We start from the raw sequence: 25,562 nt of genomic DNA, 5'->3' as shown, positions 1-25,562 counted from the left end.
GACGACGCGCCGGGCGCGCGGCATCCTCACGCCTCGATGACGAGCGGAACGATCATCGGTCGGCGGCGCAGCGACTGGTTCACCCAGCGCCCGATCGTGCGGCGCACGACCTGCGCGAGCGCGTGCTGATCGCGCACGCCCGACTGCGCCGCCTCGGCGAGCGCTGCCGCGATCTTGGGCTTGACGCTGTCGAACACGGCGTCGTCCTCGGCGAAGCCGCGGGCGTGGATGTCGGGTCCCGAGATGACCTTGCCCGTCGTGGCGTCGACGACGACGATGACCGAGATGAAGCCCTCTTCACCCAGGATGCGGCGGTCCTTGAGGTCGGCGTCGGTGATCTCGCCGACGCTCGAGCCGTCGACGTAGACGAAGCCGAGATCGAGCTGGCCGACGACCTCGACGTCACCGTCGCGCAGATCCATCACGGTGCCGTTCTCGGCGATGATCGTGCGCTCGGGGGCGATCCCCGTCTCCTGCGCCAGGCGGGCGTTGGCCATGAGGTGGCGGTACTCGCCGTGCACGGGCAGGACGTTGCGGGGCTTGAGGATGTTGTAGCAGTACAGCAGCTCGCCGGCGGCGGCGTGACCGGACACGTGCACTTTGGCATTGCCCTTGTGCACGACGTTGGCGCCGAGCTTGGTCAGCCCGTCGATGACGCGGTAGATCGCGTTCTCGTTTCCCGGAATGAGGCTCGAGGCGAGGATGACGGTGTCGCCCTCGCCCGGCTCGATCTCGTGATCGAGGTTCGCCATGCGGCTGAGCACGGCCATCGGCTCGCCCTGCGACCCCGTCGACATGTACACGATCTCGTTGTCGGGCAGGTGGCGCGCCTTCTTGTAGTCGATCAGCACGCCCTCGGGCACCTTGAGGTAGCCGAGGTCTTCGGCGATCGTCATGTTGCGCACCATGCTGCGACCCAGAAGTGCCACGCGGCGACCGTGCGCCGCCGCGGCATCCAGAACCTGCTGCACACGGTGGATGTGGCTGGAGAAGCTCGCGACGACGACGCGTCGCGGGGCACGGCCGATGACCTGATCGAGGACCGGTCCGATCTCACGCTCGAGCGGAGTGAAGCCCGGCACATCGGCGTTCGTCGAGTCGACGAGGAACAGGTCGATGCCCTCTTCGCCGAGCCGCGAGAAGGCCCGCAGGTCGGTCAGCCGGCCATCGAGCGGCAGCTGGTCCATCTTGAAGTCGCCGGTCGCCAGCGCCATCCCCGCGGGGGTGCGGATCGCGACGGCGAGAGCGTCGGGGATCGAGTGGTTCACCGCGACGAACTCGAGGTCGAACGGTCCGAGCTGCTCGCGCTCGCCCTCTTTCACCGTGAGGGTGAAGGGCTTGATCCGGTGCTCTTTGAGCTTCGCCTCGGTGAGGGCGAGCGTGAGCCCCGATCCGATCAGGGGGATGTCGCGCTTGAGGCGCAGCAGGTACGGCACGGCGCCGATGTGGTCCTCGTGACCGTGCGTGAGCACGACCCCCACGACGTCGTCGAGTCGATCCTTGATCGGCTCGAAGTCGGGCAGGATCAGGTCGACGCCCGGCTGGTGCTCTTCGGGGAACAGCACTCCGCAGTCGACGATGAGGAGCTTGCCCTCGTATTCGAAGACCGTCATGTTGCGGCCCACCTCGCCGAGGCCGCCGATCGGCGTGATCCGCAGGGTCCCCTTCTCGAGAGTGGGCGGGTCGAACGGACTGTTGGGCATGGTGTGCCTCCTCGGTTGTCGACGACCTCTTCAGGCCGACGAGCCGGATGCCGCGGCATCCGGGAATGTGTCTGTCACCGCCGTCGCGGCGGAATCATCTGGTCGTTCCGGACACCTTCGGCAGCGCGCCGCCGGCGGCGGCGTTGCGGTCGGGACGGAAGTTCGAGAAGTCGGTGCCGGGCACATCGGACACGAGCGCGAGCTCGTCTTCGATCTTGGCGGCCTCCCACTCCTCGGGCCCCACGAGCGGGAGCCGGACGCGCGGACTCGAGATGCGACCGAGCCCGTGCAGGATGTACTTCGCCGCGACGGTGCCCGGCACGTGCGTCATGACGGCGCGCACGAGCGGCTCGAGCTGCTTGTGCGCCGCCGTCGCCTTGTGCAGGTCCCCCGCGTTGACGGCGTCGATGATGACGCGGTACGGCGCTGCCGCGACGTTGGCCGTCACACCGATGAGGCCCGCCGCACCGATCGCCAGGTGCGGCAGCACGTTGGCGTCATCGCCCGAGAAGTACATCAGGTCGGTCTGGTTGAGCACGCGGCTCACCTCGCTGAAGTCGCCCTTGGCGTCTTTGATCGCGAGGATGTTGGGGTGCTTGGCCAGGCGCAGGATGGTCTCGTACTTGATCGGAACCCCCGTGCGCCCGGGGATGTCGTAGAGGATGACCGGCAGATCGGTCGCGTCGGCGACGAGGCGGAAGTGCGTCAGGATGCCCGCCTGGGTGGGCTTGTTGTAGTACGGCGTGACGATCATGATGCCGTCGGCGCCCGCGCGCTCGCTCGCCTTGTACAGCTCGATCGCATGGGCCGTCTCGTTCGAGCCGCCGCCCGTGATGATCTTGGCGCGGCCGGCGGAGACGTCCTTGCCGACCTCGACGAGGCGGATCTTCTCGACGTCGGTGAGGGTCGAGGTCTCGCCCGTCGTGCCGGTGACGACGATCCCGTCGGCGCCGGCGGTGATGACGTCGTCGATGTGCTTCTCGACGGCGGGCCAGTCGACTTCGCCGTCGGCCGTCATGGGAGTGACGAGCGCGACGAGCACCTGACCGAAGGGATTGCCGGAGTGCGTCATGCATTCAGGCTAGCGGGAGCACGAGCCGCCCGGCGACGCACTGCCTTGTCAGCGCCCCGTGCTGCCGGCCCTGGCGGCGAGCGGTGCCGGCACGAACCGCGTCAGCGCGACGAGCAGCTTGTACTTCAGTGAAGGCACCGACACGGCCTTGCCGCGCGCCGCGTCGCGCAGCGAGGCCGCGACGACCTGCCGCGCATCGAGCCACATCCAGCCCGGCACGCCCTCCTGCCCCGGCGGCAGGCCCGCGCGCTCGTGGAAGTTCGTGTGGGTGAACCCGGGGCAGACCGCCGTCACGGTCACACCGCGAGGCGCGTAGACGCCGTTCGCCCAGCGGCTGAAGCTCACGACCCAGCCCTTCACCGCACCGTACGTCGAACGCGGGATGAACGCCGCGACCGACGCGATGTTGATGATGCGCCCGCTCCCCCGCGCCAGCATCGGCCCCAGTGCCGCGTGCATCAGCCGCATCGGCACCTCGACGTGCAACTCGAGGTGTCGGGCCTCGTCGTCGATGTCGTTGCGCTCGAAGGCGAGCGGCAGGCCGTATCCCGCGTTGTTGACGAGCAGATGGACGGGCCTGGTCGCATCGAGCAGCCGCGCCTCGACCTTCTCACGCTGGCGAGGCTCGAGCAGGTCTGCGACGAGCACTTCCACCCCGACGCCGTTGACGCGCCGCTGTTCGGCCGCGAGCGCCTCGAGCGCGTCGCGGTCCCGTGCGACGAGCACGAGGTCCGCACCGCGGGCGGCCAGCTGACGCGCGTATTCGGCGCCGAGACCCGAGCTCGCTCCGGTGATGAGGGCGATCGTCATGCCGACAGCCTACGAGCGCGGCTCCAGCTTCAGGAAGCGGAACCGGATACCGGTGCGCGAGGTGCGCCATCCCTCGGCCGGCTCGACGTCGACGACCCGCCACCCCTCGCGGTCCGGCGCGAACGTGTCGCCGTCGACCTCGAGGTCGAGCTCGGTGACCTCGAGCAGATCCGCCCGCGCGATGGCTTCGCGAAAGAGCGCTCCCCCGCCGATCACCCACGCGCGTTCCGGCCCCGCGAGCGCGAGGGCCTCGTCGAGGGATGCCGCCCGCTCGGCGCCGTCGGCCCGCCACTGCCCGTTGCCGGTCACGACGATGTTGCGACGACCCGGCAGCGGCCGGAACCGGTCAGGAAACGACTCCCACGTGCGCCGGCCCATGACGACGGGCGATCCCATCGTGACCGCCTTGAAATGCGCGAGGTCCTCGGGCACGTGCCACGGCATGCCGCCGTCGGCGCCGATCACGCGGTCGGCCGCCTCGGCCCAGACGAGTCCGACGCGCGCGGTCATACCGCCACCGCGGCGCGGATGGCCGGGTGGTGCCGGTAGTCCTCGACGGCGAAGTCCTCGTACGTGTAGTCGAAGATCGACTCCGGTGTGCGCGTGAGGCGCAGTGCCGGAAGCGGGTACGGGTCGCGGCTGAGCTGTTCGCGCACCTGCTCGAGGTGGTTGTCGTAGATGTGGCAGTCACCGCCCGTCCACACGAAATCCCCGGGTTCGAGCCCCGTCTGCTGGGCGATCATGATCGTCAGCAGCGCGTACGACGCGATGTTGAACGGCACCCCCAGGAACATGTCGGCGCTGCGCTGGTAGAGCTGGCACGACAGCTTGCCGTCGGCGACGTAGAACTGGAAGAGCGCGTGGCACGGTGCGAGCGCCATGTCCGGGATGTCGGCCGGATTCCACGCCGACACGATGAGGCGCCGCGAGTCCGGGTCAGCGCGGATCTGCTCGATGACCTCCGAGATCTGGTCGATCTGACCGCCGTCGGGAGTGGGCCACGACCGCCACTGCACACCGTAGACGGGGCCGAGTTCGCCCGCGGCATCCGCCCATTCGTCCCAGATGGTGACGCCGTTGCTCTGCAACCACCCGACGTTCGACTCGCCGCGCAGGAACCACAGCAGCTCATAGGCGATCGACTTGAAGTGCACGCGCTTGGTCGTGATGAGCGGGAAGCCCTGCGAGAGGTCGTAGCGCAGCTGACGCCCGAAGACGCTCGTCGTGCCCGTGCCCGTCCGGTCGTCCTTGTGGGTCCCGTGGTCGAGCACGTCGCGGAGCAGGTCTTCGTAGGGGGTGGGGATCGCCGTCGTCACGGCTGCCACGATACCCGCGCCACGGTGCCCGCGGGCTGTCGCCCACCGTCGCGCCGCCGCGCGGGGGTCGTTAGGCTGGCGACGTGGCGTCCGGAGCGCGGAGGCCCCGACCATGGGAGGTTCTGATGACTGTCACGAGCGAAGCCACCACCGCATGGAGGGGCGGTCTGACCGACGGATCCGGCGAAGTCACCTTCGTCTCGTCGGGCCTGGGCACCTTCGACATCAACTGGAAGGCCCGCAGCGAAGGCTCGACGTCGGTCACGACGCCCGAAGAGCTCATCGCGGCGGCGCACGCGTCGTGCTTCAGCATGGCGCTCTCGCACGCTCTGGCGGGCAACGGCACTCCTCCCGACTCGGTCGACACGACGGCATCCGTCACGTTCAAGCCGGGCACGGGCATCACGGGAAGCCACCTCAACGTCAACGCCGTGGTCCCCGGCCTTTCGAGCGAGGACTTCGAGCGCCTCGCCGAAGAGGCGAAGACGGGATGCCCCGTCTCGCAGGCCCTCGCCGGGATCGACATCACCCTCGAGGCGACGCTTGCCTGATTCTCCGACGAACCCGCGGCGCATCGTCGTCGCGGGTTCTTCCGGGCTCATCGGCACCGCCCTCGTCGACAGCCTGCGCGCCGACGGCGTGGAGGTCACCCGCCTCGTGCGGCGGGCGCCTCGCGCGGCCGACGAGATCGAATGGCTGACGGATGCCACGCCCCTCGATCCGGCCGTGCTCGAGGGCGCCGACGCCGTCGTCGGACTCAACGGGGCGAGCATCGGCCGCTTCCCGTGGACGAAGCGGTATAAGAACACACTGCTGTGGTCGCGGATCACGCCGACCCGCGCGCTGGCCCGCGCCCTTCGCGACCTCGGCGCCGACGCGCCCGCGTTCGTGTCCGCCTCGGCCGTCGGCTGGTACGGCTCCGCCCCCGGCGTCGCGCTCACCGAAGATGCGCCGCGCGGTGAGTCGTTCCTGGCCGACCTGTGCGGCGAGTGGGAGTCCGCCGCGCGTGCGGCCGGAGCGCAGGCGCGCGTCACGACGCTGCGGACCGCGCCCATCGTGCACGCGCGCGGCGTGCTGGCGCCTCTCCTGCTGCTCACGAAGCTCGGGATCAGCGGACCGATCGGCCGCGGCACGCAGGCCTGGCCGTGGATCTCGCTCGATGACGAGGTGCGCGCGATCCGGCACGTGATCGATTCGGGCACGACGGGACCGGTGAACCTGACCGGGCCGACGCGAGCCACGGCGAACGACCTCGGCTTCGCCCTCGCGATGCGCATGAATCGGCCGTACCTGCTGCGCGCGCCTGTTCCGGCCATCAAGCTCGTCCTGGGCGCGGATGCCACGGACGCTTTGCTCACGGCGGACATGCACGTCGTCCCCGATGTGCTCGAGCGCAGCGGATTCCGTTTCCGGCATACGACGGTCGAAGAGGCGGTCGCGGCAGCGGTGCCGGCCGCGATGTGATCAGGCTCGGCGTTCGAGCCGCACCGCGCTGCGCACGGCCTCGCGCGCCCGCTTGCGGTCGCCGGACGCGTCGTACGCGAGGCCGAGGCGGTACCACGCTCGCCAGTCGTCGGGGTGCGCCTCGACGTCGGCGCGGTAGGCCGGGAAGACGGCATCCGCTTCGTCGCGCAGCACCCGCCCGCTCGGACGCACGGCGACCTGCTCGGCGGGCAGCGCGTCTTCTTTCTCGAGGCGAGTGCCGAGCTGCTGCGCGCGCACACCGAACCACAGCTCGCGCCCGAGCGCCCACATCGCCACGAGCGGAACGACGACGAGCGCAGCGCCCATCGCGACCCCCAGGGGGTGACCGCTGAACATCAGCTGCACGCCGCGGTATCCGGCGATGACGATGTACAGCACGAGCAGCACCGCCATGACGGCGACACCCAGACGCGCGCTCATGCGCCGACCTTCATGTTCAAGAACGCATCCAGCCCCACGACGACACCCGTCGCGTCGCGGGCAGCGGTTAGGGCGATCCGGATGCCGGGGCCATAGGCCTGCGCCGGCTCGACGGTGTCGTGCACGATCGTGAGCGACTCACCGGGTCCGGACAGGACCGACTCTTGCCGGGCGATGACGCCCGGCCGCCGCAAGGAGTGGACGGGAACGCTCGCGACCTGCTGGCCGCGCGCCCGCTGGTCCACGTGCGGTGCTTCGACGGGGCCGACCTCGGAGCGCGCAGCGGCGATCAGCTCGGCCGTACGCACAGCCGTGCCGCTGGGCGAGTCGATCTTGGTGTCACGGTGCGCCTCGATGATCTCGGCCGAGGGGAAGAACGGCGCGGCGGCGGCGGCGAGGGCCGACCCGAGCACGGAGCCGATCGAGAAGTTCGGGATGAAGACGGCGCCCGTGCCGGCGGCCTCGACGAGCGGCCGCACGAGCGCGATGCGCTCCGACGACCAGCCCGACGTGCCCACGAGCACGTTGACGCCGCGCTCGATCGCGGCGCGCACGACCTCGATTGAGACGGCCGGGGTGGACGCGTCGACGACGAGGTCGGTGTCGTCGATCTCGTCGAGGGACGATGCCGAGGACAGCACGGCGGTGACCTCGAACCCCTCTTCGGACTCGACCACCTCGCGGATGATGGCACCGAGCTTGCCGGTTCCCCCCACGATGGCCACACGCGTCGTCATATCTTCCATCCTAGGCTTCGGCCGGCGCCGCGGATTCCTCCACGACGCCCCCGACGCCACCCGCGGGGACGGCGGCGTGCTCGATGCCGCAGGCTAGATCGGCGGCGGCTCGGGCAGACCGGTGCGCAGTTCGAAGGGCAGGTGCTCGAGGTCGTTGTGCGAGAGCAGCGTCCAGGGTCGGCCCTGCTTCTGCGAGAGCACCGTGAGCCCGCAGTTCGCCTGATTGAGTGTCATCCAGCGCCACTCCGGCGCTTGCAGCACTTCGCGGACGAACCAGGCGATGACGAAGTTGTGCGTGATGAGCAGTTCGTGCACCTCGCCGCTCTTGCGCACGAGGTACTCGGCGACCGCGTCGCCCATCTGCGCACGGCCCGCCTCGACCTCGGCCTCGGTGACGGCCCCGAAGAAGGGTTCGTAACCGGCAGGGGTGTCCTCGGTCATGCCGGTCGGGAAACAGTCGAACAGCAGTGCCGACGGCTGCGGCGAGAGCGCGGGCATCCGCTCTGCCACGACACTCGCCGTCTCGGCCGCGCGCATCAGCGGCGAATGCCAGACGGCGTCGAAGGGGACGCCCGATAGCCGGTCGGCGAGCAGAGCCGCCTGACGGCGACCGCGCGGCGACAGCGGGCCATCGGTGAGGCCGTGTTCCGCATCCTGATGCTCGCCATGCCGCACAAGATAGATGTAGTGCGTCACGCTCATCACTCCGTCGAGGGTTTGGGGCCCTGCAGGGCGCTCTTCCACCCTATGTCACGGTTCGCGGCGCACGGCCGCTCATGACTTACTCCGACGCGCGGGCGATGTCGGCCAGCTGCGCACGATTGAGGTTCACGCCGACGCCCTGCACGAGTTCTTCGACGTGGCTCGGGGCGTAGGCGTTGATGATCGGCGCCGTGACGAGCTTCTGCGCGAGCAGCCACGCCACCGCGACGGCGGCGTCGGGCACGCCGAGCTCGGCGCCGACGAAATCGAGTGCCCGCAGAGTTCGGTTGCCCCGGCGGTTGAGGTTCGCGGCGATCTGCGCACCCCGCACCGACTGACTCCCGCGCGTGCGCGTGCGATGGCGCCCCGCGAGGAAACCGTGCTCGAGCGCGTGCGACGGGGTCACGGCGATGTTCTGCGCTCCCGCGACGAGGCGCAGGTCGTGGTCGAACTCGTGGCGACGCACGATGTTGAACGGAACGTCGAGCACCGTGACGCGCGGGAACCCGGCCGAGGCGAAGATGCGGGCCTCGACGAGTTGTGCGGCCGTGTATCCGACGGCGCCGATGGCGCGGACCTTGCCCGCCCCGATCAGCCACTCCGCCGTCGCGAGGGTGTCGTCGAGCGGCGCCGTCGCATCCGTCGTCGCGTCGAGGTAGAGCACGTCGATGCGATCCGTGCGCAGTCTCGCGAGCGAGGCTTCGACGGAGCGGACGAGGCTCACCGCGCCGAGGCCGGGATTGTCGGGGTGACCGCCGACCCGCACGGCCAGCACGACGTCGTCTCGCAGGCCGCGGGAGTGCGTCCACTGGCCGATGATGTGCTCGCTGCGCCCGCCCGAGAACCGATCGGAGGTGTGCACGATGTTGCCGCCGCGCTCGACGTAGGCATCGAGGATCTCGTGGCTCGACTCGAGATCGACGTTCCAGCCGAACTCGGCCCCGCCGAGGATCAGCGGGAAGACATCGAGTCCCGACTCGCCCAGCGGCACCCGCACGCCCTGCCCGATGGGCGGGCCCTGCACGGGGATCGGAGCGGAGGGATGCACGAACGGTGAACCCGGGGCCGTGGTCCGGGCCCTCGGCGCGGAGACCTCAGGGCCGCCGCCGAACGCATTCATCTTCCACCCCCGTACACCGGTGTACCGTCGAGGAACCCGCGTGACGTTCGCCCGCTGCACCCCCCGGCGCGTACTTAGAGGGTAAGCCAGAGCACGGACACGACCGCGAGGACGGGCATCCGGTCGGTAAACATTTCATAACGTTCTCGTTGCCGACGTCGGCGCACACCACGAAGACGACGGATGCCCGCCCCCGATGTGGGGAGCGGGCATCCGGTCGGACAGCGGAAGGACTCAGTCCTCGGCGGGCGCCTCGGCTGCGGCCTCGCCGGCCTCCTCTTCGACGACGGGCTCGAGCGAGAGCTTGCCGCGGTCATCGATCTTGGTGATGCGGACAAGCAGCTTCTGACCGACCGACAGCACGTCATCGACGTTCTCGACCCGCTTGCCGCCGGCGAGCTTGCGAACCTCGCTGACGTGCAGCAGGCCGTCCTTGCCGGGCAGGAGCGAGATGAACGCGCCGAACGTCGCGATCTTGACGACGGTTCCGAGGAACTGCTCGCCGATCTCGGGGTTCGTCGGGTTCGCGATCGCGTTGACCTGTGCACGCGCGGCCTCGGCCGCGGGGCCGTCGGTCGCACCGATGTAGACGGTGCCGTCCTCTTCGATCGAGATCTGCGCGCCGGTCTCGTCCTGGATCGCGTTGATCGTCTTTCCCTTGGGCCCGATGAGCTCACCGATCTTGTCGACCGGGATCTGCACGCTGATGACGCGCGGAGCCGTCGGCGCCATCTCGTCGGGGCCGTCGATGGCCGCGTTGAGCACGCCGAGGATCGTCAGACGCGCTTCCTTGGCCTGCGTGAGCGCCGCCGAGAGCACCGACGACGGGATGCCGTCGAGCTTCGTGTCGAGCTGGATCGCCGTGACGAACTCGCTCGTGCCGGCGACCTTGAAGTCCATGTCACCGAGGGCGTCTTCGGCGCCGAGGATGTCGGTCAGCGCGGCGTAGCGCGTCTGCCCGTCGACCTCGTCCGAGACGAGTCCCATCGCGATGCCCGCGACGGCCGCGCGCAGCGGCACGCCCGCGTTGAGCAGCGACAGGGTCGAGGCGCAGACGGCGCCCATCGAGGTCGAGCCGTTCGAGCTCAATGCCTCGGACACCTGACGGATCGCGTACGGGAACTCCTCGCGCGTGGGCAGCACGGGCATGAGCGCGCGCTCGGCCAGGAAGCCGTGCCCGATCTCGCGCCGCTTCGGGCTGCCGACCCGGCCGGTCTCACCGGTCGAGTAGGGCGGGAAGTTGTAGTGGTGCATGTAGCGCTTGCTCGTCGTGGGCGACAGCGAGTCGATCTGCTGCTCCATCTTGAGCATGTTGAGCGTCGTGACGCCGAGGATCTGCGTCTCGCCGCGCTGGAAGATCGCCGAGCCGTGCACGCGCGGGATGACCTGGACCTCGGCATCGAGCGCGCGGATGTCCGCGAGACCACGACCGTCGATGCGGGCGCCTTCGGTGAGGATGCGGCCGCGCACGATCTTCTTCGTGACGGACTTGTACGCCGCCGAGAACTCCAGCGGAGCCGCGGCGGGAAGCTCGTTCGCTTCGGTCGCCGCGATCAGCTCAGCCTTGACGCGGTCCTTGAGGGCGTCGTCAGCGGAGTTGCGCTCGGTCTTGTCGGCGATCTGGTAGATGCCCGCCAGCTCGTCGTGCGCGCGGGTCGCGACGAAGTCGTAGACCTCGGAGCTGTACGGCGGGAAGACGGGGTAGGGCTGGATCTCCTTCGCCGCCGAGTTCGCGAGCACGTTCTGCGCCGCGACCAGCTCGGTGATGAACGGCTTGGCCGCTTCCAGACCCTCGGCCACGACCTCTTCGCTCGGCTTGGTGGCGCCGGCCTTGATGAGGTTCCAGCTGTTCTCGGTCGCCTCGGCCTCGACCATCATGATCGCGACCTCGCCGTCGGGGCGAACACGGCCCGCGACCATGAGGTCGAAGACGGCCTGCTCGACCTGCTCGGCGTTGGGGAACGCGACCCACTGGTCGGCGTGCTCGCCCTGGCCCGGGATGAGCGCGAGACGCACGCCGGCGATCGGGCCGGAGAACGGCAGGCCCGAGATCTGAGTGGACATCGACGCGGCGTTGATCGCGAGGGCGTCGTAGTACTCGCCCGGTGCGATCGAGAGCACCGTGATGACGATCTGGACTTCGTTGCGCAGCCCCTCGACGAACGACGGGCGCAGCGGCCGGTCGATCAGGCGGCAGACCAGGATCGCCTCGGTCGAGGGACGACCCTCGCGCCGGAAGAACGAGCCGGGGATCTTCCCGGCGGCGTACGAGCGCTCCTCGACGTCGACCGTCAGCGGGAAGAAGTCGAAGCCTTCGCGCGGGTGCTTTCCGGCACTCGTGGCCGAGAGGAGCATCGTCTCCTCGTCGAGATAGGCGGCGACTGCGCCCTGTGCCTGCTGTGCGAGGCGTCCGGCCTCGAACCGGATCGTGCGGGTGCCGAAGCGTCCATTGTCGAGGACGGCTTCGGAAGCGGTGATTTCAGGACCTTCCAAGAGGTCTCTCCTTCTTTGTTTAGGCTCGCGGGTCCGTGTGACGCGCGAGCTTCGCGAAGGAGCAGGAACAGGCAGATTATCGGCGCACGCGAAGATTCCGCGAGACCGCCTGCGCTGGCCACCAGGAGAAAGTCACCCGGCGCACGATGCGACGAGGAACCCACTACAGGGGACCAGCTTGCTGCCGGCCTGCTCCATGAGCTCATGTTGAATTGAGCGGATGCCGCATGGGCAACCTCATCGAGCCTACCAGTGCGGCGGGGCGGTATCCTCTGCGCGTCCCGTGTGGCGTCGTGCTGTCGGCCGTGGGAAGGTGGGGAGCATGAGCACCGACGACGCAACCACCCCCTCCGAGGAGATGAAGCGCAAGTTCAAGGAGGCGCTCGAGAAGAAGAACGCGCATCATCGCGAAGGCGAGGCGCACCTGGACGGTGATTCGGCCGTCCACGGCACGCACTCCGCGAAGACCAAGCGCGAGTTCCGGCGCAAGAGCGGCTGAGGAGGCACGACCGTGGTTTTCGATCCCACCTTCAACGAGATCTCGAAAGAGGCAGACGAGCTGCCCGACCTGAACGGTTCGGACGGCGAGCCGCCGTTCGAGGGCGAAGAGCCCGCCGACGATCTTCCGCCCTTCGGCAAGGAGTGACGGCGCCTCTGTCGCCGACCGCCCGTGAGTCCAGCCTCCCACGGCTCGAGAGCGCGTGGGAGAGCTGAACAGCGGGTGGCGGTGAACCTCGCCGCGGACTACTCCCCCGCGAGACCACCCAGCAGGTGTCCGAAGGAGCGGCCTTCTCCGAGGTAGTTCGCGGGGTCGAACGGATCGCTCGATGTCGCCGGCGCCTTGCGTGCGATGGCCTCGGCCAGCTCGCGCGCACCGCGCTCGATGCGTGCGGCCAGCGGCGCGACGTCGTCTGCCGCCGCGCCCCAGTCGCTCGACGCGGCGAAGACCCCCGTCGACACGGGCTCGGTGTGCAGGTAGGCGAACAGCGGCCGGATCGCATAGTCGATCGCGAGCGAATGACGGGCCGTTCCGCCGTTGGCCCCGATGAGCACGGGCTTTCCGGCCAGGGCGTCGGGATCGAGCACGTCGATGAACGACTTGAACAGGCCCGAATAGCTCGTCGAGAAGATGGGCGTCACGGCGATGACCGCGTCGGCTGAGACGACGGTGTTGATCATCGACTCGAGCGGAGCCGGCGCGAAGCCGGTGAGCAGGTTGTTCGTGACGTCGTGCGCGTAGTCGCGCAGCTCGAACGTGTCGAACGTCGCCTCGATCTGCTGCCCATCGCGCAGCGCCGTCGCGGTCGCGGCGACGAGCCGGTCGGCGAGCATGCGCGTCGACGAGGGATTCGACAGTCCTGCCGAGACGACGGCGATCCGTCGAGGTGCGGTGCTGCTGGTCATGTCAGGCCTCCTGCCGTGTCGCGGCCGCGCCGAATGCCGAACCGACCGGCGCCGGGGCGTCCTGGTACGGCGAACCGCCCGTGAGGTTGTCGCCGCGGTTGGCTGCGGGTCGCGCTTCGCGCGCCGGCCCGTCGCCGTAGATCGCCGTGACGCGCGCCGCGTGGGTCGGTGCATCCGGAACGTCGGCGGGGCGGTTCTGCTGGAGTTCCCGGCGCAGCACGGGCACGACCTCGCCGCCGAGCAGGTCGAGCTGCTCGAGCACCGTCTTGAGCGGGAGCCCCGCGTGGTCCATGAGGAACAGCTGACGCTGGAAGTCGCCGTACAGGTCGCGCATGCCGGCGTACCGGTCGATGACCTGCTGCGGCGACCCGACCGTGAGCGGGGTCATCTCGCTGAAGTCCTCGAGGCTCGGTCCGTGGCCGTAGACGGGGGCGTTGTCGAAGTAGGGGCGGAACGCGCGCACGGCGTCCTGCGAGTTCTTCGCCATGAACGCCTGCCCCCCGATGCCCACGATCGCCTGTTCGGGCGTGCCATGGCCGTAGTGCGCGTAGCGCTGTCGATACAGCGCGATGAGGCGCTGGTAGTGCTCGGCCGGCCAGAAGATGTTGTTCGCGAAGAAGCCGTCGCCGTAATAGGCCGCCTGCTCGGCGATCTCAGGCGTGCGGATCGAGCCGTGCCAGACGAACGGCGCGACGCCGTCGAGCGGGCGCGGCGTCGACGTGAAGCCCTGCAGGGGCGTGCGGAACTTGCCTTCCCAGTCCACGACGTCCTCGTGCCACAGGCGGTGCAGCAGGTTGTAGCTCTCGATCGCGAGCGGCAGGCCCTGCCGGATGTCCTTGCCGAACCACGGATAGACGGGGCCGGTGTTGCCGCGCCCGAGCATGAGGTCCATGCGGCCGCCCGAGAGGTGCTGCAGCATCGCATAGTCCTCGGCGATCTTCACGGGGTCGTTCGTCGTGATGAGCGTCGTCGCCGTCGACAGCACGAGCCGCTCGGTCTGCGCCGCGATGTAGGCCAGCGTCGTCGTGGGGCTCGACGACCAGAACGGCGGGTTGTGGTGCTCGCCCAGCGCATAGACGTCGAGTCCGACGGCTTCGGCGTGGCGGGCGATCGTGACGGCGTCGCGGATCTTCTCCGCTTCGCTCGGGGTCTGTCCCGTCGTCGGGTCCTGCGTGATGTCGCTGACCGAGAAGATGCCGAACTGGATGCCCGACCCGGTGGTGTTGTCGCTCACGATCCCTCTTCCGTCTCCGAGTGTCTTCGACACCCATTATGTATGCACGTGAATGTAATCGGTCCAACGCGGTGGCGCACGGGATATTCCCGACGGATGCCGCGACCCCCGGCATCCGCGAGATGTCGGGCCCCAGGATAAGCTGACGACGCGTCATGACGGATCCCTCGAATGCGGCCGCCGCCGCCCAATCGCGCTCCCCCGCGACGGGGACGATCGATTCCCCGCGCCCGAAGCCGCGCACCCCGTTCTGGGACAACGCCCGCTTCGCGTGCATCGTGCTCGTCGTGCTCGGCCACGCGATCCAGCGGCTGACGTACGACTCCGACATCGCGCTCGGCCTGTATCTCGTCGTGTATGCGTTCCACATGCCGGCGTTCGCCATCATCTCGGGCTACTTCTCGAAGTCGGATTCGCCGGGCGCCCGGCAGATGGCGCGCGTCATCACCGACATCCTGGTGCCGTACGTCATCTTCGAGACGCTGTGGACCCTGACGAAGTGGCTCGTCGAGGGGCAGGCCAATCCCAACCCGACGCAGCCCTCGTGGACGCTGTGGTTCCTGCTCGCGCTCGGGATCTTCCGGCTCGTTCTGCCGTACCTCGCGCTGCTGCGCTGGCCGCTGGCGTGGACCGTCGCGATCTCGATCGGCGCGGGGTATCTGCCCAACGTCGATTCGACCTTCTCACTGTCGCGCACGCTCGGACTGCTGCCGTTCTTCGCGCTGGGCTGGTGGCTGCGCGAACGCGGCATCGTCGAACGGCTCGGACTGCTGCGGCGGCGCCCGTGGTGGACGATCGCCGCTTCGATCGCCGTGTTCGTCGTCGCGGGGCTGACCGCGTGGCTGCTGATCGACACGTGGCGCGACATGAACCTGCGCGAGTGGCTGTTCTACAACGACAACTACGCCACGCTCGGCGGCACCGAGTGGTGGGCCGGCGGCGTGCGCCTCGCCCTGATCGCCGTCGCCCTCGTGCTGTGCACGGCGTTCTTCGCGCTGCTCCCCCGCGAGGCGCGCTTCTGGACGCACTTCGGCCAGTACACGATGTACGTGTACCTGCTGCACTCCTTCGTGCTCTACCCCTTCCGCGAGTCGGGCGTGCTGCGCAACCTCGAGCCGACATGGCTGTGGTTGCCGATCGTCGTCGTCGCATCGGTGCTCATCGCGCTGGGCTTGGCGACCAAGCCGGTGCGATTCGTGTTCCGGCCGCTCATCGAGCCGCGGCCCGCGTGGCTGTTCGCGGACAGGTCGCTCGCCCGCCGCGAGAAGCGTGGGACCGACCCGACCGGATCTCGCCGCTCACGCAAGCGGCGGCATCCGCTTCACGAGCGCTGAATCGCCTCGGGCGCGAGTCGGATGCCGCGGGCCACACGCACGATCCACACGACGAGCAGCAGCACGATCGCGACATCGGCGGCGATGTAGCCGTAATGAAGCCACGACGGTCCCGGGTCGCCGCCCGCCATCACGATGTCGCTGCGCGCGTTGAGGGCCGGCCGGATGAGCAGTGTCTGCACCGCGAGCACGACCCACAGGGCGCCCAGCTGCGCCCAGCCGGCGCGGTCGATGCGCGGCACGGGGATCGCCACGAGCGTGAGGGCCACCAGCAGCACCCAGCCCGCGATGGCGAGCGCCGTGAAGACGAGGCGTCCGACCCCGAGCCCCAGCGGAAGAGTGATCCCGGGCGCGAGGAACTTCAGCGGCGTCTCGATGAACGACAGCCCCACGATGAGGCCGAGCCACAGCGTGGGGACGATGAGACGCAGGACGAGCAGCAGACGGGGCATGACTTCCACGGTACTGCGCCATCCGGAGGTGAAACATTGGCCCGCGGGGTGGCGAATCCATTTACGCTCGACATATGAGCGACCTGAACCTGCCCGTACTCGACCTCTCCGAGCTCGACAAGGGGCCCGAAGCGGCGGCGTGCTTCCGCGACGACCTGCGGGCCGCGACGCACGAGGTCGGCTTCTTCTATCTGGTCGGCACCGGGATCCCGGCCGATCTCGAGGCACGCCTGCATCAGGCGGCGATCGACTTCTTCGCTCTTCCCGAAGAGGACAAGCTCGCGATCGAGAACCTCAAGAGCCCGCACTTCCGCGGCTACACCCGCATCGGCGGCGAGCTGACGCAGGGGCGGATCGACTGGCGCGAGCAGATCGACATCGGGCCCGAGCGCGAGGCCGTGACCGACCCCGACGCGCCCGACTTCGCCCGCCTCATCGGACCGAACCTGTGGCCCGCGGCTCAGCCGGAACTGCGCACGGTCGTCGAGGAGTGGCAGGAGCACCTCAGCGGCGTCGCCCGCAAGCTGCTGCGCGCGTGGTCGCTCGCCCTCGGCGCCGACGAGACCCACTTCGACCAGCATTTCGGTGAGCCGGCGACGCTCATGAAGATCGTCCGCTACCCCGGCAAGGACGACCCGACGCCGCAGCAGGGAGTCGGCGCGCACAAGGATGCCGGCGTGCTGACGCTCCTGTGGGTCGAGCCCGGCAAGGGCGGCCTGCAGGTCGAGCGCGACGGCGAATGGGTCGACGCGCCGCCCGTGCCCGGCGCCTTCGTCGTCAACATCGGCGAGATGCTCGAGTACGCCACGCAGGGATACCTGACCGCGACCAACCATCGCGTCGTGTCGCCGCAGGCGCCCGACCACCGCATCTCGGTGCCGTTCTTCTTCAACCCCGCCCTCGACGCGCAGCTGCCCGTCATCCAGCTGCCGCCCGAGCTCGCTGCCGAGGCCCGCGGCGTGGCCCAGGACCCGGACAATCCGATCCACGACCTGTACGGCGAGAACGCGATCAAGTGGCGCCTGCGCGCTCACCCCGATGTCGCGGCCATCCACCACGCCGACCTCGTCGCCGCCCGCTCCTCCTCCTGACGCCGCCCCGCGGCATCCCTCACCTGACCGCGGGTGGAACGAACGAAGGCCTCCCCACACCGTGGGGAGGCCTTCCAAGAATGTTCTGCGCGATTGAACGCTGGTCGAATGCCTTATCGACGCAGACCGTGTCTCGATACGCGCCTCAGAGAGGCACTACTCGACAAACAGTCTCGGTCTTCGCCTTAGCGGCGCAGACCGAGACGCTCGATGAGCGAGCGGTAACGGTTGATGTCGATGTCCTGGAGGTAACCCAGGAGACGGCGGCGCTGACCGACGAGCAGGAACAGCCCACGACGCGAGTGGTGGTCGTGCTTGTGCTGCTTCAGGTGCTCGGTGAGGTCCTTGATGCGCTGCGTCAGCATCGCGACCTGCACCTCGGGGGATCCGGTGTCACCGGGGTGCGTCGCGTACTCTTCGATGATCGCCTTCTTGACGTCTGCTTCCAGTGCCATAGATTCGATCCCCTCTCTGCTTGTTGCGCGGTGCCCGTCACCTGATGTGCGAGCTCTCTTCATCCGCGGCCGATCCAACGGCAACCTCCAGAGTCTACCAGCGTTGGCGGACGAGCGGATGCCGCGCCCCGGCCGCAGCCGGACGGACACGCGACAGCGGATTTCGGACGACGCATCCGGGGCCGGACCGGTACCGCCCCGGCGGGCCCTAGAGTCGCTCCGTGACCACGACGCTGTCCTCCCCTCCTGATGCGCCGACGACGAGCTCGAACGCCTCGATCGCGGTGCAGTTCGTGCTGTGCGGCCTGGTGTGGGGATCGAGCTTCCTGTTCATGAAGGTCGCCCTGGAGGGGATCTCGCCCGCGCAGGTCGTGTGGTCCCGGCTCATCCTGGGCGGCCTCACGCTCGGACTGTTCGTGCTCCTGCGTCGCGACCGGCTCCCCCGCCGGATCGGCGTGTGGCTGCACATGACGGTACTCGCCGTGTCGTTCTGCGTCGTGCCGTTCATGCTCTTCTCGTGGGCGCAGCAGCACGTGACGAGCGGTCTCGCGAGCATCTACAACGCCACGACGCCGCTCATGACGGCGGTCATGGCCTGGCTCGTCTTCCGTGTCGAGAAGCTGCGCCCGGGCCAGATCGCGGGCATCGTGCTCGGCATCCTGGGCGTCATGCTGATCATCGCGCCGTGGCAGGGGCTCGACTTCTCGCAGAGCGTGATCGCCCAGCTCGCGATCCTCGGCGCGACGGCCTGCTACGGCTTCAGCCTCGCCTACATGCGACGGTTCGTCTCGAACACGGGCATGAGCCCGCTCGTGTTCTCGTTCCTCAACATCGGGATCGCGGCCGCGATCATGGCACTGCTCACACCCGCTCTCGTACTGACCCCCGTCGCCCTCGATCCATGGGTCGTCGCGAGCGTCCTGCTCCTCGGCTGCGTCGGCACGGGCGTCGCATACGTGTGGAATCAGAACACGCTGCGCGCGTGGGGGCCGACGCGCGCGTCGACCGTCACCTACATGTCACCCGTCGTCGGGGTCGTGCTGGGCATCATCGTGCTCGGCGAATCGCTCGGCTGGAACGAGCCGATCGGAGCGCTCGTCGTGTTCGCCGGCATCCTGCTGGTGCAGGACCGCCTGAAGCCCATCCGACGCGCCCAGACATGACGAACGGGCGGATGCCGCTCCTCGGCGCCGTCGGCGCGCTGCGGCATCCACCCGTTCGAAGGCTCACTCGCCCTGGAGTGCACCCTGCAGGTCGAGCGTGATCGTGACGTCCTTGCCGACGAGCACGCCACCGGTCTCGAGCGCGGCGTTCCAGGTGAGGCCGAAGTCCTCGCGGTTGATGACGGTCTTCGCCGTCGCACCAGCTTTGTAGTTCCCCCACGGGTCCGACCCGAAGCCGCCGAAATCGAACTCGAACGTGACGGGCTTGGTCGTGCCGCGGATCGTGAGGTCGCCGTCGACCAGGAAGTCATCGCCCTCGAGGCGGACACCCGTCGAGACGAAGTCGATCGTGGGGTAGGTCTCGACGTCGAAGAAGTCGGCGGAGCGCAGGTGCTGATCGCGGCCGTCGTCCTTCGTCGACAGCGACGCGGCATCGACCTGGGCCGTGACGGTCGTCTCGAGAGGGTTCTCAGGGGCGACGATCGTGGCGCTCTTGACGCCGAAGGCGCCCCGGACCTTGGAGATCATCATGTGGCGGACGCTGAATGCGACCTCGCTGTGGGACGGGTCGAGGACCCAGGTCCCGACCTTGTAGCCGGGGATCTCGGTGGTGGTGACGGACATTCTTCTCCTCCATGTGCTCGGCCGACGATTGCGGCATGTGAAGGTCAACGCCCCGGCGCGGCAGATCTATTCCTCTGCATGGACATTTCTTTCCCGCGGAACGACGAAGGCGGATGCCGCGTGGGCACCCGCCTTCGTCGAGGTCAGGTCGTCAGGCGACGTCGATGAGGTCGATGACGAAGATGAGCGTCTTGCCGCCCAGGAAGTGGCCTCCCGCGGGACCGTACGCCAGGTGCGGCGGGACGACGAGCTCGCGACGACCGCCGACCTTCATGCCCGGGATGCCGTCCTGCCATCCCTGGATCAGCCCGCGCAGCGGGAACTGGATGCTCTCGCCGCGGCCCCATGACGAGTCGAACTCCTCGCCGGACTCGTACTCGACCCCCGCGTAGTGGACGGTCACGGTGTCGCCGGGCTGGGCCTCGGCGCCGTCGCCGGTGATGATGTCACGGATGACGAGGTCGGTCGGAGCCGGACCCTCGGGTGCGTCGATCTCGGGCTTGGTGCGGTCGTCAGTCATGCATCCATCCAACCGTGCGAGCACGCGGTGGTCAATGTGAGCAGCGGGACGAACTCAGCGCCCGGTGCCGCGGCGATGCCTGCGTGTCCAACCGGGCGCTGAGTTGATCTGCCCTCAGCTTGCCCAGCGCTCCAAACTCTGTCAATACCCCCTCGGCGGCCGTCGCCTGCCGTCGCGTGATGCGGATCAGGGTGCGAACAGCGCGGCGCGCGCGGCGGCCGTGCGGGCGAGCAGGACGTGCTCGTCTTCGCGGGCGTGCGGATCCCGGCCCGTGATCGCCCGCTGCCGCGCAGCCGCAAGGGCCGTGGCATCCGAGATGAAGTCGCGCATGAGGGGTCGCCGATCGCCGCGCAGCGTCGCCGCCCATGCGAGAGCGGCTCTGCGCCCGGCCGATGTCGCCAGCATGTCGGCCTCTTGCGGCGTGAACCACCCGGCCGTGGCGTAGTCGCCGAGGCGCGCACGCGTCAGCCGCGCTTCTTCTCGTCGCAGGGCGACCACCCCGAGGATGAACACGACGAAGAGGGGCACCTGCAGCGTCCAGTACAGCGCGAAGAAGTCGCCGAGCAGCGCCGAGCCGTTCCACAGGGCGTGCAACACGATCGCGCCCGCGAGACCGAGCAGCAGCGGGCCGAGGGCGGCACGCGCCGGCACTCCGCGGCGGGCGGCGAGGCCCAGCGCGAAGCCCGTCACCGCGGTGAACATGACGTGGGCGAACGGCGAGAGGATGCCGCGCACGAAGAACGTGACCGACGTGTCGGCTGCGCCTCCCTCGATCAGACTGACCGCGAAGTACTGGATGTTCTCGGTGAAGGCGAAGCCGGCGCCGACCAGCGCGCCGTAGACGACACCGTCGACCGGTCCGTCGAACGCCCGGCGCGCCGAGGCGAAGATGAGGAACAGGCCGAGGCCCTTCGCGACCTCCTCGACGATCGGCGCCTGGATGACCGCCGACGCGACATCGGAGTCGAACACGCTTCCCGCCCCGAAACCGACCACGAGCAGCAGGTCGACCCCGAGCGCGATGCCGACCGCGGCGATCGCACCCCACGCGACGGCGAAGACCACCAAGCTCATCGGCTCGGGCTCCCAGCGGTCGACGATGCGGATCGCCACGAGCACCCCGGCGAGCGGGATGAGCGCGAGCACCATGCCGACGATCGACGCACCCGGGCCGAGGGCATTCAGAAAGTACGCGACGAGGGCGACGAACACGACGATCAGCAGCCCGATCGCCCAGACGGGCGCCGAACGGCCCTTGCGAGGCCGCACCGGAAGAACGGCCGGGATCGCCTCGATGGGAGGGATCGCCGCCGGTGCCGCGTGGGGCGGTTGAGCCAGTGACGACGCGAACTCGGGCGGCGTCAGCGAAGGGCGCGGACGGGTGGGGTCCATCGTCATGCGCACCAGCCTATGTGCCCGCCACACGCGGCCGATGTCGCTGCCGGCGCGGTAGTTTAGAAGGATGCGTTTTGCCCACGTGGTCGCTTCTGGCGCCACTCGACCCCAGCTCGCCATCGTGGAAGACGCGGAAGCCGTCATCGTCGAGGACCTCTTCCCCGGAGCCCCCCGGGTGCTCGAGGACCTCATCGCGGGCGGAGACGACCTGCTCGACCGGGTGCGCGAGGCGAATCGCACGTCAGCCACGCGGCATCCGCTCGTCGATGTCGGTTTCGCGTCGGCGCTGCTCACCCCGCCCGTCGTGCTCGCGGTCGGGCTCAACTACGCGGCGCACTCGAGCGAGCTGGGGCTGAAGACGGACTCGACGCCGACCGTCTTCGTGCTCTGGCCGAATTCCCTCGCGGCGCATGACGCGACCGCCGTGTGGCCGCGCTCGCTGAGCGAGTCCGTCGACTATGAGGCCGAGCTCGGCGTCATCATCGGCCGCGCGGCGAAAGACGTCTCTCCCGAGGACGCCCTCGACCACGTGTGGGGCTACACCGTCGTCAACGACATCACGGCGCGCGACATCCAGTACTCCGAGGCGCAGTGGTCACGCTGCAAGTCGTTCGACGGCTTCACGCCGACGGGCCCGTTCGTCGTGACCGCCGACGAGATCCCCGATCCGCAGGATTTGCGCATCTGGACGGTGCTGGACGGCCACACGATGCAGGATGCCACGACCGGCCAGATGGTCCGGCCCGTGTCCGCCCTGGTCTCGCACCTGTCGAAGTCGGCGACGCTTCTGCCGGGCACCCTCATCTCGACGGGGAGCCCCGGCGGTGCGGGCTACAGCCGCGACCCGCAGGTGTTCTTGCGCGACCGCTCCACCGTCACGGTCGGCATCGACGGGATCGGCGAGCTGACGACCCACTGCCGCATCCTGGACTGACGTGAAAGGGCGACCCGCTCACGCGGGTCGCCCTTCTCGTCGGCGAATCAGTCGCAGGTGATCGTGCCACCCGTGCTGAGCTCGTACACGCCGGGTTCCATGCCGTTGCACAGATCTGCGACGGCGTTCAGCGAGAACATGATCACGGCGATCACGATGACGGCCGAGACGACGAGCAGCACGGCGCCGACGATGATCGCGGCGATCGCCCAGCCGTTCTTGTGGCCGGCCTTCTTGCTCTGCACGAGCGCGATGATGCCGAGGATGATCCCGACGATCTGCACGAAGAAGGCCACGGCGAACGCGACGATGCCGAGGGTCTTTCCCGGCACGGTCGGCTGTGCGGGCGGAGCTGCTCCGGGCGGAGGAGCGGGCGCGTACTGCGGTGCGCCTGCCGCCGGCGGCGGCGTGGTTCCGGGCGTGTTCGGATCGGTCATGCGATTCCCCCTGGTTGGATCTGACGTCGTCCAGCGTATCGAGGGCGACACCCCCGGTGTGGGATGCGGGGCGGTCAGGCTTCTTCGGACGCGACGATGTCCTCGGCGCTCTGCACGATCGGGATCGCCGCCGTGACCGCCTCGAGCCCCGACAGACGCGCGGGCGAGAGCTGCTTGGCCACCTCTTCGGCCGACATCAGTTCGGCCTCGACGACGAGGTCGGCGACGCTGCGGCCGGTGAGGAGGGCGGTCTTGGCCAGCGCTGCGGCCGCGGAGTAGCCGATGAACGGCGTGAGGGCCGTGATGACGCCCACCGACGACCCCACCATGGCGCCCAGCCGGGCGCGGTTGGCCGTGATGCCGTCGACGCAGTTGACGCGCAGGGTCCACATCGCGCGGCGCATCCAGGTGATCGACTGGAAGATCGAGTGCGCCATGACCGGCTCGAAGGCGTTCAGCTGCAGCTGCCCGCCCTCGGCCGCCATCGTGACGGTGAGGTCGGCGCCGGCGACCGCGAAGGCGACCTGGTTGACGACCTCGGGGATGACCGGGTTCACCTTGCCGGGCATGATGCTCGAGCCGGCCTGCTGCGCGGGCAGGTTGATCTCGCCGAGGCCGGCCTGCGGCCCTGACGACAGCAGACGCAGATCGTTGCAGATCTTCGAGAGCTTGATCGCGTTGCGCTTGAGCGAGGACGAGAACGACATGAAGGCGCCCGTGTCGCTCGTCGATTCGACGAGGTCGGTCGCGAGCTCGATGTCGAGTCCGCTGATCTCGCGCAGGTGCCGCAGGACCGTGTTGCTGTACTCGGGGTGAGTCGTGATCCCCGTGCCGATCGCGGTGGCGCCGAGATTGATCTCGTGGAGCAGCTTCGCGTTCTCCGTGAGGCGACTGTGGTCTTCGGTGAGCGTCGTGGCGAACCCGTTGAACTCCTGCCCGAGCGTCATCGGAACGGCGTCCTGCAGCTGCGTGCGCCCGACCTTGAGGATGTCGTGGAACTCGTCGGCCTTGTTCAGGAACGCGTTGCGCAGCAGGTCGAGCTCGTCGAGCAGCGTCTTGAGGTCGAGGCTCAAGCCGATCTTGATCGCCGTCGGGTACACGTCGTTGGTCGATTGACTGCGGTTGGTGTGGTCGATCGGCGACAGGAAGGCGTAGTCGCCCTTCTCGCGCCCGGCGAGTTCGAGCGCGATGTTGGTGATGACCTCGTTCGCGTTCATGTTCGTCGACGTGCCCGCGCCACCCTGGATGACGCCCACGACGAACTGATCGTGGTGCTGGCCGTCGATGACGAGCTGCGCCGCGCGGTCGATGAGGTCGGCTCGCTCGTGATCGAGCACGCCGATCTCGCGGTTCGCGCGCGCTGAGGCCTGCTTGACCATCGCGAGCGCGACGACGAGGTCGCGATACACCGAGATGGGACGCTTCGAGATCGGGAAGTTCGCCAACGCACGGGCGGTATGCACGCCCCAGTACGCATCGGCGGGGATCTCGAGCGATCCCAGCGAATCGGTTTCGGTACGGGTGAGCGGCGTCGCGTCGGCAGTCATTCGGGCGTCCTTGTAGGTCACGACTCTGTGGGAGGGGATGCCCCCGAGCCTACCCGCGCGCCGGTGTCCGCGAACCGTCCCGGGCGGCGGGTCGCTCGCCTCGACTGTACGAGGCGGCTACGGCGCGCGCTTGCGGGAGAACGCTTCGAGCCGTTCGGCCGGCGACAGCGCCGCCATGCGGTCGAGCCACTCCTGCGAGAAGCCGTCGGACGTCGGGGAGTCCAGCACGGGGACGACCGAATGCGTGATCGTCTCGTCGTACACGTGCACGAGGTGGAAGGACTGCCCCGCATCGGTGCCGTTGACCTCGGCGGCGGGCCGGGTGAGGTTCATCGTGTAGCACGTCGCGGCCGCGACGCTCACGGGAATGCCGGCGAACGTGCCGCTCGTCGAGTAGTGGAGGTGGCCGCCGAGGACGGCCCGCACGTCGGTGCCCGCGATGACCTCGGCGAAGCGGTGCTGTTCACGCAGTTCGAGGATGTCGAACAGCCGCACGTGCGATGGCAGCGGCGGATGATGCAGAGCCAGGATGGTGCCCAAGGGTGCCGGTTCGGCGAGCACATCGCGCAGCCAGGCGAGCTGCGCATCGTCGAGCTCGCCGTGATGCCAGCCGGGCACGGTCGTGTCGAGGGCGACGAGGCGCAGTCCCCCGAGGTCCCACACCCCCGTCACGGCGTCTTCGGTCGGGGCGAGGCCGAGCAGCGCTTCGCGCAGCGCGGGGCGCTCGTCGTGGTTGCCGGCGACCCACACGATCGGGGCGCCCAGACGTTCGGCGACGGGCTCGACCGCAGTGCGCAGCGCGCGGTAGGCCTCGGGCTCGCCGAGGTCGGTCAGGTCGCCCGTGAAGACGATCGCGTCGGGCCGCAGCCGCATCCGCTCGACCGCTTCGAGCGTGCGCACGAGGTTCGCCTCGGTGTCGATCCGGCCCGCGAGCGGCGCGTTGCCGGCGAGCAGGTGCGTGTCGCTCAGGTGCAGGAGCGTCCGCCGCGCGGGCGGGTACTGGCCGAACTGCACGGGCGCCGAGTCCCCGGTGGCAGCGTCCTCGGACGACGCGAGCGGGGCGCCTGGAGGTGGGGTCGTGACCATGAGGTCAGCCTACGGCGACCCTGCGACG

General features: G+C 69.1%; 28 protein-coding genes. 8 read left to right on the top strand and 20 right to left on the bottom strand.

Going from position 1 to position 25,562, the window contains the following annotated elements; genetic code table 11:
• Nucleotides 1-26 precede the first annotated feature (26 nt).
• The 5 genes from ACWICD_RS02880 to ACWICD_RS02860 form a co-directional block, all read right to left on the bottom strand.
• The gene (locus ACWICD_RS02880) at nucleotides 27-1,703 is read right to left on the bottom strand and encodes a ribonuclease J (RefSeq protein ID WP_454139208.1); all 1,677 of its coding nucleotides are present in this window, start codon (nucleotides 1,701-1,703) and stop codon (nucleotides 27-29) included.
• A gap of 94 nt (nucleotides 1,704-1,797) precedes the next feature.
• Nucleotides 1,798-2,775: a 4-hydroxy-tetrahydrodipicolinate synthase gene (dapA, locus tag ACWICD_RS02875; RefSeq protein ID WP_376130550.1), complete on the bottom strand. Its 978-nt coding sequence runs from the start codon at nucleotides 2,773-2,775 to the stop codon at nucleotides 1,798-1,800.
• Between the two features lie 48 nt (nucleotides 2,776-2,823).
• A complete protein-coding gene (locus ACWICD_RS02870; protein WP_454139207.1) occupies nucleotides 2,824-3,585 on the bottom strand; it encodes an SDR family NAD(P)-dependent oxidoreductase in 762 nt (253 codons plus the stop codon).
• A gap of 9 nt (nucleotides 3,586-3,594) precedes the next feature.
• Nucleotides 3,595-4,095, bottom strand: a complete 501-nt coding sequence (locus tag ACWICD_RS02865) for a dihydrofolate reductase (RefSeq protein ID WP_454139206.1) — start codon at nucleotides 4,093-4,095, stop codon at nucleotides 3,595-3,597.
• Nucleotides 4,092-4,901: a thymidylate synthase gene (locus tag ACWICD_RS02860; RefSeq protein WP_454139205.1), complete on the bottom strand. Its 810-nt coding sequence runs from the start codon at nucleotides 4,899-4,901 to the stop codon at nucleotides 4,092-4,094. The genes ACWICD_RS02865 and ACWICD_RS02860 overlap by 4 nt, the downstream gene beginning before the upstream one ends.
• 125 nt (nucleotides 4,902-5,026) lie before the next feature.
• Between ACWICD_RS02860 and ACWICD_RS02855 the strand changes: the two genes are divergently transcribed.
• Nucleotides 5,027-5,452, top strand: coding sequence for an OsmC family peroxiredoxin (locus tag ACWICD_RS02855; protein ID WP_376130539.1), 426 nt, complete (start codon nucleotides 5,027-5,029; stop codon nucleotides 5,450-5,452).
• Nucleotides 5,445-6,365 (top strand): TIGR01777 family oxidoreductase, encoded by a 921-nt coding sequence (locus tag ACWICD_RS02850; protein ID WP_376130536.1) that lies wholly within the window; start codon nucleotides 5,445-5,447, stop codon nucleotides 6,363-6,365. Before ACWICD_RS02855 ends, ACWICD_RS02850 begins: the two co-directional genes overlap by 8 nt.
• Here the strand turns inward: ACWICD_RS02850 and ACWICD_RS02845 are convergent, their stop codons facing one another.
• The 5 genes from ACWICD_RS02845 to ACWICD_RS02825 all read right to left on the bottom strand — a co-directional run bounded on the left by ACWICD_RS02845 (nucleotide 6,366) and on the right by ACWICD_RS02825 (nucleotide 11,858).
• Nucleotides 6,366-6,806: a hypothetical protein gene (locus tag ACWICD_RS02845; RefSeq protein ID WP_454139204.1), complete on the bottom strand. Its 441-nt coding sequence runs from the start codon at nucleotides 6,804-6,806 to the stop codon at nucleotides 6,366-6,368. It lies immediately after the preceding gene.
• Nucleotides 6,803-7,543: a 4-hydroxy-tetrahydrodipicolinate reductase gene (gene dapB / locus ACWICD_RS02840; RefSeq protein ID WP_376130530.1), complete on the bottom strand. Its 741-nt coding sequence runs from the start codon at nucleotides 7,541-7,543 to the stop codon at nucleotides 6,803-6,805. Before dapB ends, ACWICD_RS02845 begins: the two co-directional genes overlap by 4 nt.
• A gap of 93 nt (nucleotides 7,544-7,636) precedes the next feature.
• Nucleotides 7,637-8,239, bottom strand: a complete 603-nt coding sequence (locus tag ACWICD_RS02835; protein WP_376130527.1) for a histidine phosphatase family protein — start codon at nucleotides 8,237-8,239, stop codon at nucleotides 7,637-7,639.
• An 85-nt stretch (nucleotides 8,240-8,324) separates the two neighbouring features.
• A complete protein-coding gene (locus ACWICD_RS02830) occupies nucleotides 8,325-9,365 on the bottom strand; it encodes an aldo/keto reductase (protein WP_454139203.1) in 1,041 nt (346 codons plus the stop codon).
• A 234-nt stretch (nucleotides 9,366-9,599) separates the two neighbouring features.
• The gene (locus ACWICD_RS02825; RefSeq protein ID WP_454139202.1) at nucleotides 9,600-11,858 is read right to left on the bottom strand and encodes a polyribonucleotide nucleotidyltransferase; all 2,259 of its coding nucleotides are present in this window, start codon (nucleotides 11,856-11,858) and stop codon (nucleotides 9,600-9,602) included.
• Between the two features lie 322 nt (nucleotides 11,859-12,180).
• Between ACWICD_RS02825 and ACWICD_RS02820 the strand changes: the two genes are divergently transcribed.
• Both ACWICD_RS02820 and ACWICD_RS02815 read left to right on the top strand, forming a co-directional pair.
• Nucleotides 12,181-12,357 (top strand): DUF5302 domain-containing protein, encoded by a 177-nt coding sequence (locus ACWICD_RS02820; protein ID WP_376130519.1) that lies wholly within the window; start codon nucleotides 12,181-12,183, stop codon nucleotides 12,355-12,357.
• A gap of 12 nt (nucleotides 12,358-12,369) precedes the next feature.
• Nucleotides 12,370-12,504: a hypothetical protein gene (locus ACWICD_RS02815; protein ID WP_454139201.1), complete on the top strand. Its 135-nt coding sequence runs from the start codon at nucleotides 12,370-12,372 to the stop codon at nucleotides 12,502-12,504.
• Between the two features lie 98 nt (nucleotides 12,505-12,602).
• Here the strand turns inward: ACWICD_RS02815 and ACWICD_RS02810 are convergent, their stop codons facing one another.
• Both ACWICD_RS02810 and ACWICD_RS02805 read right to left on the bottom strand, forming a co-directional pair.
• On the bottom strand, nucleotides 12,603-13,262 hold the full coding sequence (locus ACWICD_RS02810) for a CE1759 family FMN reductase (RefSeq protein ID WP_376130513.1): 660 nt from the start codon (nucleotides 13,260-13,262) through the stop codon (nucleotides 12,603-12,605).
• Between the two features lies 1 nt (nucleotide 13,263).
• Entirely contained in the window at nucleotides 13,264-14,496 is a 1,233-nt protein-coding gene (locus tag ACWICD_RS02805; protein WP_454139200.1) for an LLM class flavin-dependent oxidoreductase, read from the bottom strand.
• A 155-nt stretch (nucleotides 14,497-14,651) separates the two neighbouring features.
• On the opposite strand from ACWICD_RS02805, the gene ACWICD_RS02800 reads away from it, so the two are divergent.
• A complete protein-coding gene (locus ACWICD_RS02800; RefSeq protein WP_376130507.1) occupies nucleotides 14,652-15,830 on the top strand; it encodes an acyltransferase family protein in 1,179 nt (392 codons plus the stop codon).
• On the opposite strand, the gene ACWICD_RS02795 is transcribed toward ACWICD_RS02800, so the two are convergent.
• Nucleotides 15,818-16,282 (bottom strand): hypothetical protein, encoded by a 465-nt coding sequence (locus ACWICD_RS02795; protein WP_376130504.1) that lies wholly within the window; start codon nucleotides 16,280-16,282, stop codon nucleotides 15,818-15,820. The two genes, ACWICD_RS02800 and ACWICD_RS02795, sit on opposite strands and share 13 nt — an antisense overlap.
• Nucleotides 16,283-16,356: 74 nt before the next feature.
• Here ACWICD_RS02795 and ACWICD_RS02790 point away from each other — a divergent pair, with 74 nt between their 5' ends.
• On the top strand, nucleotides 16,357-17,373 hold the full coding sequence (locus tag ACWICD_RS02790; protein WP_454139199.1) for an isopenicillin N synthase family dioxygenase: 1,017 nt from the start codon (nucleotides 16,357-16,359) through the stop codon (nucleotides 17,371-17,373).
• A gap of 185 nt (nucleotides 17,374-17,558) precedes the next feature.
• Here ACWICD_RS02790 and rpsO read toward each other — a convergent pair whose 3' ends face one another.
• Nucleotides 17,559-17,828: a 30S ribosomal protein S15 gene (rpsO, locus tag ACWICD_RS02785; RefSeq protein ID WP_376130499.1), complete on the bottom strand. Its 270-nt coding sequence runs from the start codon at nucleotides 17,826-17,828 to the stop codon at nucleotides 17,559-17,561.
• 221 nt (nucleotides 17,829-18,049) lie between these two features.
• Here rpsO and ACWICD_RS02780 point away from each other — a divergent pair, with 221 nt between their 5' ends.
• Nucleotides 18,050-18,991, top strand: a complete 942-nt coding sequence (locus tag ACWICD_RS02780) for a DMT family transporter (protein ID WP_454139198.1) — start codon at nucleotides 18,050-18,052, stop codon at nucleotides 18,989-18,991.
• A gap of 63 nt (nucleotides 18,992-19,054) precedes the next feature.
• On the opposite strand, the gene ACWICD_RS02775 is transcribed toward ACWICD_RS02780, so the two are convergent.
• From ACWICD_RS02775 to ACWICD_RS02765, 3 genes are all read right to left on the bottom strand, one after another.
• A complete protein-coding gene (locus ACWICD_RS02775) occupies nucleotides 19,055-19,615 on the bottom strand; it encodes a YceI family protein (protein WP_376130493.1) in 561 nt (186 codons plus the stop codon).
• A gap of 151 nt (nucleotides 19,616-19,766) precedes the next feature.
• A complete protein-coding gene (locus tag ACWICD_RS02770) occupies nucleotides 19,767-20,135 on the bottom strand; it encodes an FKBP-type peptidyl-prolyl cis-trans isomerase (RefSeq protein WP_376130490.1) in 369 nt (122 codons plus the stop codon).
• 186 nt (nucleotides 20,136-20,321) lie between these two features.
• On the bottom strand, nucleotides 20,322-21,533 hold the full coding sequence (locus tag ACWICD_RS02765) for a PrsW family intramembrane metalloprotease (protein WP_454139197.1): 1,212 nt from the start codon (nucleotides 21,531-21,533) through the stop codon (nucleotides 20,322-20,324).
• Nucleotides 21,534-21,597: 64 nt separating this feature from the next.
• Here ACWICD_RS02765 and ACWICD_RS02760 point away from each other — a divergent pair, with 64 nt between their 5' ends.
• Nucleotides 21,598-22,464, top strand: coding sequence for a fumarylacetoacetate hydrolase family protein (locus ACWICD_RS02760; RefSeq protein WP_376130484.1), 867 nt, complete (start codon nucleotides 21,598-21,600; stop codon nucleotides 22,462-22,464).
• Nucleotides 22,465-22,511: 47 nt separating this feature from the next.
• On the opposite strand, the gene ACWICD_RS02755 is transcribed toward ACWICD_RS02760, so the two are convergent.
• The 3 genes from ACWICD_RS02755 to ACWICD_RS02745 form a co-directional block, all read right to left on the bottom strand.
• Nucleotides 22,512-22,901, bottom strand: coding sequence for a DUF4190 domain-containing protein (locus tag ACWICD_RS02755; protein ID WP_454139196.1), 390 nt, complete (start codon nucleotides 22,899-22,901; stop codon nucleotides 22,512-22,514).
• 74 nt (nucleotides 22,902-22,975) lie between these two features.
• On the bottom strand, nucleotides 22,976-24,448 hold the full coding sequence (locus ACWICD_RS02750) for an aspartate ammonia-lyase (protein ID WP_376130730.1): 1,473 nt from the start codon (nucleotides 24,446-24,448) through the stop codon (nucleotides 22,976-22,978).
• Between the two features lie 117 nt (nucleotides 24,449-24,565).
• Nucleotides 24,566-25,534 carry a phosphodiesterase gene (locus ACWICD_RS02745; RefSeq protein ID WP_454139195.1) on the bottom strand — a complete coding sequence of 323 codons (969 nt, stop codon included), beginning with the start codon at nucleotides 25,532-25,534 and terminating at the stop codon, nucleotides 24,566-24,568.
• Nucleotides 25,535-25,562 lie beyond the last annotated feature (28 nt).

The organism is Microbacterium sp. NPDC055357, assembly GCF_053644835.1.
The sequence above is the reverse complement of the archived record's forward strand: the minus strand, read 5'-3'. Positions and strand labels throughout refer to the sequence as shown.

What these genes read in the sequence shown, in the direction of transcription:
- ACWICD_RS02845 (WP_454139204.1), bottom strand. Translation starts at nt 6,806, where the DNA reads ATGAGCGCGCGTCTGGGTGTCGCCGTCATGGCGGTGCTGCTCGTGCTG.
- ACWICD_RS02810 (WP_376130513.1), bottom strand. Translation starts at nt 13,262, where the DNA reads ATGACCAGCAGCACCGCACCTCGACGGATCGCCGTCGTCTCGGCAGGA.
- ACWICD_RS02775 (WP_376130493.1), bottom strand. Translation starts at nt 19,615, where the DNA reads ATGTCCGTCACCACCACCGAGATCCCCGGCTACAAGGTCGGGACCTGG.
- ACWICD_RS02795 (WP_376130504.1), bottom strand. Translation starts at nt 16,282, where the DNA reads ATGCCCCGTCTGCTGCTCGTCCTGCGTCTCATCGTCCCCACGCTGTGG.
- rpsO (WP_376130499.1), bottom strand. Translation starts at nt 17,828, where the DNA reads ATGGCACTGGAAGCAGACGTCAAGAAGGCGATCATCGAAGAGTACGCG.
- ACWICD_RS02760 (WP_376130484.1), top strand. Translation starts at nt 21,598, where the DNA reads ATGCGTTTTGCCCACGTGGTCGCTTCTGGCGCCACTCGACCCCAGCTC.
- ACWICD_RS02865 (WP_454139206.1), bottom strand. Translation starts at nt 4,095, where the DNA reads ATGACCGCGCGCGTCGGACTCGTCTGGGCCGAGGCGGCCGACCGCGTG.
- ACWICD_RS02745 (WP_454139195.1), bottom strand. Translation starts at nt 25,534, where the DNA reads ATGGTCACGACCCCACCTCCAGGCGCCCCGCTCGCGTCGTCCGAGGAC.
- ACWICD_RS02790 (WP_454139199.1), top strand. Translation starts at nt 16,357, where the DNA reads ATGAGCGACCTGAACCTGCCCGTACTCGACCTCTCCGAGCTCGACAAG.
- ACWICD_RS02870 (WP_454139207.1), bottom strand. Translation starts at nt 3,585, where the DNA reads ATGACGATCGCCCTCATCACCGGAGCGAGCTCGGGTCTCGGCGCCGAA.
- ACWICD_RS02765 (WP_454139197.1), bottom strand. Translation starts at nt 21,533, where the DNA reads ATGACGATGGACCCCACCCGTCCGCGCCCTTCGCTGACGCCGCCCGAG.
- dapB (WP_376130530.1), bottom strand. Translation starts at nt 7,543, where the DNA reads ATGACGACGCGTGTGGCCATCGTGGGGGGAACCGGCAAGCTCGGTGCC.
- ACWICD_RS02755 (WP_454139196.1), bottom strand. Translation starts at nt 22,901, where the DNA reads ATGACCGATCCGAACACGCCCGGAACCACGCCGCCGCCGGCGGCAGGC.
- ACWICD_RS02820 (WP_376130519.1), top strand. Translation starts at nt 12,181, where the DNA reads ATGAGCACCGACGACGCAACCACCCCCTCCGAGGAGATGAAGCGCAAG.
- ACWICD_RS02750 (WP_376130730.1), bottom strand. Translation starts at nt 24,448, where the DNA reads ATGACTGCCGACGCGACGCCGCTCACCCGTACCGAAACCGATTCGCTG.
- ACWICD_RS02855 (WP_376130539.1), top strand. Translation starts at nt 5,027, where the DNA reads ATGACTGTCACGAGCGAAGCCACCACCGCATGGAGGGGCGGTCTGACC.
- dapA (WP_376130550.1), bottom strand. Translation starts at nt 2,775, where the DNA reads ATGACGCACTCCGGCAATCCCTTCGGTCAGGTGCTCGTCGCGCTCGTC.
- ACWICD_RS02880 (WP_454139208.1), bottom strand. Translation starts at nt 1,703, where the DNA reads ATGCCCAACAGTCCGTTCGACCCGCCCACTCTCGAGAAGGGGACCCTG.
- ACWICD_RS02770 (WP_376130490.1), bottom strand. Translation starts at nt 20,135, where the DNA reads ATGACTGACGACCGCACCAAGCCCGAGATCGACGCACCCGAGGGTCCG.
- ACWICD_RS02800 (WP_376130507.1), top strand. Translation starts at nt 14,652, where the DNA reads ATGACGGATCCCTCGAATGCGGCCGCCGCCGCCCAATCGCGCTCCCCC.
- ACWICD_RS02830 (WP_454139203.1), bottom strand. Translation starts at nt 9,365, where the DNA reads ATGAATGCGTTCGGCGGCGGCCCTGAGGTCTCCGCGCCGAGGGCCCGG.